This is a genomic window from Halonatronum saccharophilum DSM 13868 (assembly GCF_000517025.1).
In the GTDB taxonomy this organism is placed as follows: Bacteria; Bacillota; Halanaerobiia; order Halobacteroidales; family Halobacteroidaceae; genus Halonatronum; species Halonatronum saccharophilum.
Genome location: NZ_KI912097.1, coordinates 87113 through 91661 on the forward strand (window position 1 = coordinate 87113; position 4549 = coordinate 91661).

The 4549-nt window shown below is 25.4% G+C and carries 5 protein-coding genes; all 5 read left to right on the top strand.

Annotated elements, in window-relative coordinates; translation table 11 throughout:
* Nucleotides 1-458: 458 nt before the first annotated feature.
* Nucleotides 459-2630, top strand: a complete 2172-nt coding sequence (locus tag HALSAC_RS0111700; RefSeq protein WP_027340408.1) for an ATP-binding protein — start codon at nt 459-461, stop codon at nt 2628-2630.
* A 94-nt stretch (nt 2631-2724) separates the two neighbouring features.
* Nucleotides 2725-3003, top strand: a complete 279-nt coding sequence (locus HALSAC_RS16915) for an ATP-binding protein (protein ID WP_281172365.1) — start codon at nt 2725-2727, stop codon at nt 3001-3003.
* Nucleotides 3000-3629 carry a hypothetical protein gene (locus HALSAC_RS0111715; RefSeq protein ID WP_027340409.1) on the top strand — a complete coding sequence of 210 codons (630 nt, stop codon included), beginning with the start codon at nt 3000-3002 and terminating at the stop codon, nt 3627-3629. The genes HALSAC_RS16915 and HALSAC_RS0111715 overlap by 4 nt, the downstream gene beginning before the upstream one ends.
* The gene (locus HALSAC_RS16610) at nt 3622-4233 is read left to right on the top strand and encodes an HNH endonuclease (RefSeq protein WP_051412207.1); all 612 of its coding nucleotides are present in this window, start codon (nt 3622-3624) and stop codon (nt 4231-4233) included. Before HALSAC_RS0111715 ends, HALSAC_RS16610 begins: the two co-directional genes overlap by 8 nt.
* The coding region (locus HALSAC_RS17290) for an N-6 DNA methylase (protein ID WP_027340410.1) at nt 4226-4549 on the top strand (324 nt) is incomplete at its 3' end. The genes HALSAC_RS16610 and HALSAC_RS17290, both read left to right, overlap by 8 nt.

The following is a 4549-nucleotide window of genomic DNA, read 5'->3' on the forward strand; positions in this document are numbered from 1 at the left end:
CTCTGAAAGTTAGTTGAATTTATCCAGAAGCCTTACTACAACTTAACTTTATTTAAGGAAGTTTTAGTTGTAGTTGGCTGTCGGGCAAAAGCATCCATCAATTTACAAGACTTGAGAAGGAGAATATATCTTAAACTGAACGTGAAATAACTACTGGAAATGGATTAGCTAATTAAATAGTAAAAGTTGAAAGTGGCTTAATCTAATAAGGTTTAAGATGAAGTTAATAGGAAAGCCGTATGCGGGAAAACCGCACGTACGGTTTGAGGTGGCGGGGACTGGGAATTTAGTTAATGCACCAGACTTCGACCCTACATCTGAAATTCAAAATTAAATATTTTTATTAAATTTGTAAAATAACCTACAATATAACATTATCTTTGATATAATTATATTAAGTTAATTTATCTTAGAAATCTTAAATCAAGTTTTAACTAAATAGAAGGGGAGTTTTAAAATTGAGTCAGATACCATTTAAAGTTTCTGCAAGAACCGCTAGATTAATTGGAAGAGAAAATGTAGCTAATTCAGAAGGTGCAATAATTGAATTGGTAAAAAACACCTATGATGCAGATGCAAGAACTTGTATAGTTTGTTTTGATAATAAATATAATACTGCTCCTAAAAAATTATCAAAATCTGAATACAACTATTTTATGAAAAGTCATTCACAAACTATTGAAGAAAATTATGAATTAAAAGGAGAAGAATATTACTTAAAAGAAATAAGTAAAGAAGTGTTAGATAATTTAAATAATATTTTTAGTCAAGAAAATAGTATTTATATAATTGATAATGGAGAAGGAATGACAAGAGAAGTTATAGAAGAATGTTGGATGACAATAGGAACAGATAATAAACGAGAAAATTTTACAACGGAAAATGGAAGAATTAAAACGGGTGCAAAGGGTATAGGAAGGTTTGCTTTAGATCGATTAGGAAATAAATGTGAAATGATTACACACTCAAGAAAGACTGGCAGAAGTCATAAATGGAGTGTAAATTGGAATGATTTTGGCAAAAGTGGAACTTCAATTGATGAAGTAACTGCCAATTTAGATAAAATAGAAAATTCAATTTTATATCAAGAAATTAAGTCTTTATTAGTTGATTTTGGACAAGCAGAAGATATTTTAAGTCAAAAATTATATCCAAGTGGCACACTTATAAAAATATCTGATTTAAGAGATAATTGGAATGATTATTATGTTAACAAAATATATACCAATTTAGAAATGTTAATACCACCTAAGGAAGAAATGAAGAAAGATAATAATTTTGATATATATGTATGTAGTTCTTTAAAAAAAGATAAATATGGTAGGATATCATCTTCTGTTAGTGATGATTTTGATTATAAACTAGATGCTAGCATAAAAGAAAATGGAAAAGTAGAAATCAAAATCTATAGAGATGAATTTAATGTAAGCTTAATACCGAAAGAAATTTTCAATTATAAAAAAATGCAACAATCCCCATTTGATTTAGAAACATTTAGAAAACAATATTATAAAATTGAGTATTCTATAGAAGAATTATTACCAGGTTATGAAGATTATGAAGGTAATATAATAGATGAAATAGGTTCTTTTGAATTTAAATTATATTTTATGAAGAAATCATATGTTAGGAAAAAAAAGAAAATTTATTTTTATAAAAACTTCAATTCATCTTTTAGAAGTCAATGGTTAGATCAATTTGGAGGAATTAAGTTATTCAGAGATAATTTTAGAGTTAGACCATATGGGGAATCTAATGGTTCATCTTTTGATTGGCTTATGTTAGGAGATAGAGTTAATAGAAGTCCTGCTGCAGCAAGTCATTCAAGTGGTTCTTGGAGAGTAAGACCAAATCAAATTTATGGGATAATAAGCATATCGAGATTAAATAATATTAATTTTGAAGATAAGTCAAGTCGTGAAGGACTTCAAGAAAATAAAGAATTTAATATTTTCAAAGAATTGATTATTAATATTATTAGAGAATTTGAAAGAGATAGGCAAACAATAATTAGAATTATGAATAAATATTATAAAGAAAATAATGAAGAAGAAACCAATAAGCAAAAAGCAAAATCAATAGCTAAAAAAATTGTTTCAAACACTAAAAAAAATGAAACCATAAAACAAGCTAAAGAATCTAAAAAAGAAAAAACACAAGATCAAGAAGAACAAATTTTGGCTAAATCTTTTTTAGCATATGAGCAGGAAGCCCAAGATTTATTAGATGAATTAAAATTATTAAAAGGTTTATCTACTACTGGATTAGTTATAACATCTTTTGCTCATGAATTTAAAAATTTAAGTGCACATATTTTACCTAGAACAGGAGATTTGAAAAATATATTAAAACAATTGATAGATTCTGAAACATTGTCTGGTTTAGAAGATTATAAAAATCCTTTTATTATGATAGATGATTTTGAAGATCAAGATAAAAAACTAAAATTTTGGTTAGATTTTGCATTGAATGTAGTGAAAAAAGATAAAAGAAAAAGAAGAAAATTTGATTTATATACTGTCTTTAAAGATTTTAAAAGAAATTGGGATTCAGCTCTATTATCTCAGGCAGTTAAATTAAATATTCCTGAACCAAGAGATGCTCAAAAATGCTTAAAGAGTGTTTTTTAATTGATATAGATAGTATATTTAATAATTTAATAACTAATTCTTTAGATGCCTTTAGAAGAAATGATGCTAATGATAGACGAGAAATAATATAAATATAGAAGAAAAAAACAACAAGTTATATATTTTATATGAAGATACAGGTCCTGGATTATCTAAAAACATAGGAAATCCTTATAAAATATTTGAACCTTTTTTTACAACTAAGCGTAATGAAGTAGGCAAAAAAATTGGAACAGGTATCGGAATGTGGATAGTAGAAACTACTATTGAAGAATATAAAGGAGAAATTGAAATTATAACGCCAGATGAATCAGGATTTAGATTAAGAATAATTTTTCCATTACATAAATATGAGGGGGTTATAAAAAAATGAAAATAGGATATATAGATGATAAAGGTAGTGATTTAAGAATATTTCAACGTAGAGCAAGTGAAGATTTTGATGAGGTAGTAGGTATAGAATTAAAAGATAATATATTAGAAATAATACAAGAGATTATAGAATGTAGAGTTGATGCTATAGTAGTAGATTATCTTTTAAATGAAGGTAATAGTAACATTCATTTTAATGGAGCAGATGTTGTTAAAAAGTTAGAGGAAGAAAAAATAGAATTTCCTTCTTTTATATTAACTTCTTTTGATCAAGATGCAGAAAATGAATTAATAGATGTTAATAAGATATATAATAAAGAAAGATATTATGATGTTGAGAACGAAGGTTATAAAATACTTAATAGGAGAATAAGAAGACAGATTGAAAATTATCGTAATCTAATTAAACAAGCAGAAGAAAAGATATTAAAATTAAAAAATAAAGGTGAATTAGCAGCCAAGGAAAAGGAAGCTTTAATTGAATTAGACGAATTCCTAGTAAAAGCAACTAGTACTAGTAGCAAATTACCAAAAGAATTAAAAACTAATACTGTAGAAGAAAAATTAGATAATATTATAGAAATGGCAAATTATCTTTTAGAAGAGGTGAAAAAGAATAATGATTAGAAATGAATTTAGAAATATACATCCTAAAAGAACTTGTAGTAAAATTTATAAAAATCATAGTTCCTATAAAGAATTTTTAGCAAAAGATTTTAATTATAGATGTGGTTATTGTGATGATGATAGTCTATTACTGGGGGGACCACATAATTTTCATATAGATCATTTTGCTCCAAAGAAAAAATTCCCTGAATTAAAGTCAGAATACAGTAATTTAGTATATTCATGCCCATATTGTAATCAGTATAAAAGTGATGATTGGATTTCTGATAAAGCACATATAAGCATAGTAGATAATAGAGGATATATTGATCCATGTGATTCAGGTTATCATAATAATTTCTATAGAAATAAAAAAGGAGAAATTATTCCTAATACTAAAGTGGGTGTTTATATGTATAAAAAATTAAAACTTTATTTAAAAAGACATAGTATTTTATGGAAAATAACTAAGGTTATATTACTTATGAAACAAATCAGACCTATGCTAGAAAATTGTGGTGAAAATACAGAGGTTAATGATAAGCTAAAAAATATATATGTAGGATTAAGTATGCAGCTTGATGATTTTAGAGATTATTTAATGGGAGAATTAAAATATGACTAATAAAAAAAAGAATGGAGTTTATTACACACCAAATGTTTTAGCAGATTTTATGGTAAATTATATAATAGATAATTTTGATTTAAATAATAATTTAAATATTTTAGAGCCAAGTTGTGGTGATGGAATATTTCTTAAATATTTATTTAGTAACTCAGATGTTTTATCTAAAGATATTAAGATAGATATTATTGAGATAAACTCTAAAGAATTAAAAAAATCATTAGAGAGAATTAATAGATTGAAGACTAATTCTGTAGAAGTAAAAGATTATAATATTGATTATCTAGAATATAATACTGATACTAAATATGATATA

Excerpts from the sequence above, each read along its gene's own strand:
- HALSAC_RS0111715 (WP_027340409.1), top strand. The coding sequence starts at position 3,000 with ATGAAAATAGGATATATAGATGATAAAGGTAGTGATTTAAGAATATTT.
- HALSAC_RS16610 (WP_051412207.1), top strand. The coding sequence starts at position 3,622 with ATGATTAGAAATGAATTTAGAAATATACATCCTAAAAGAACTTGTAGT.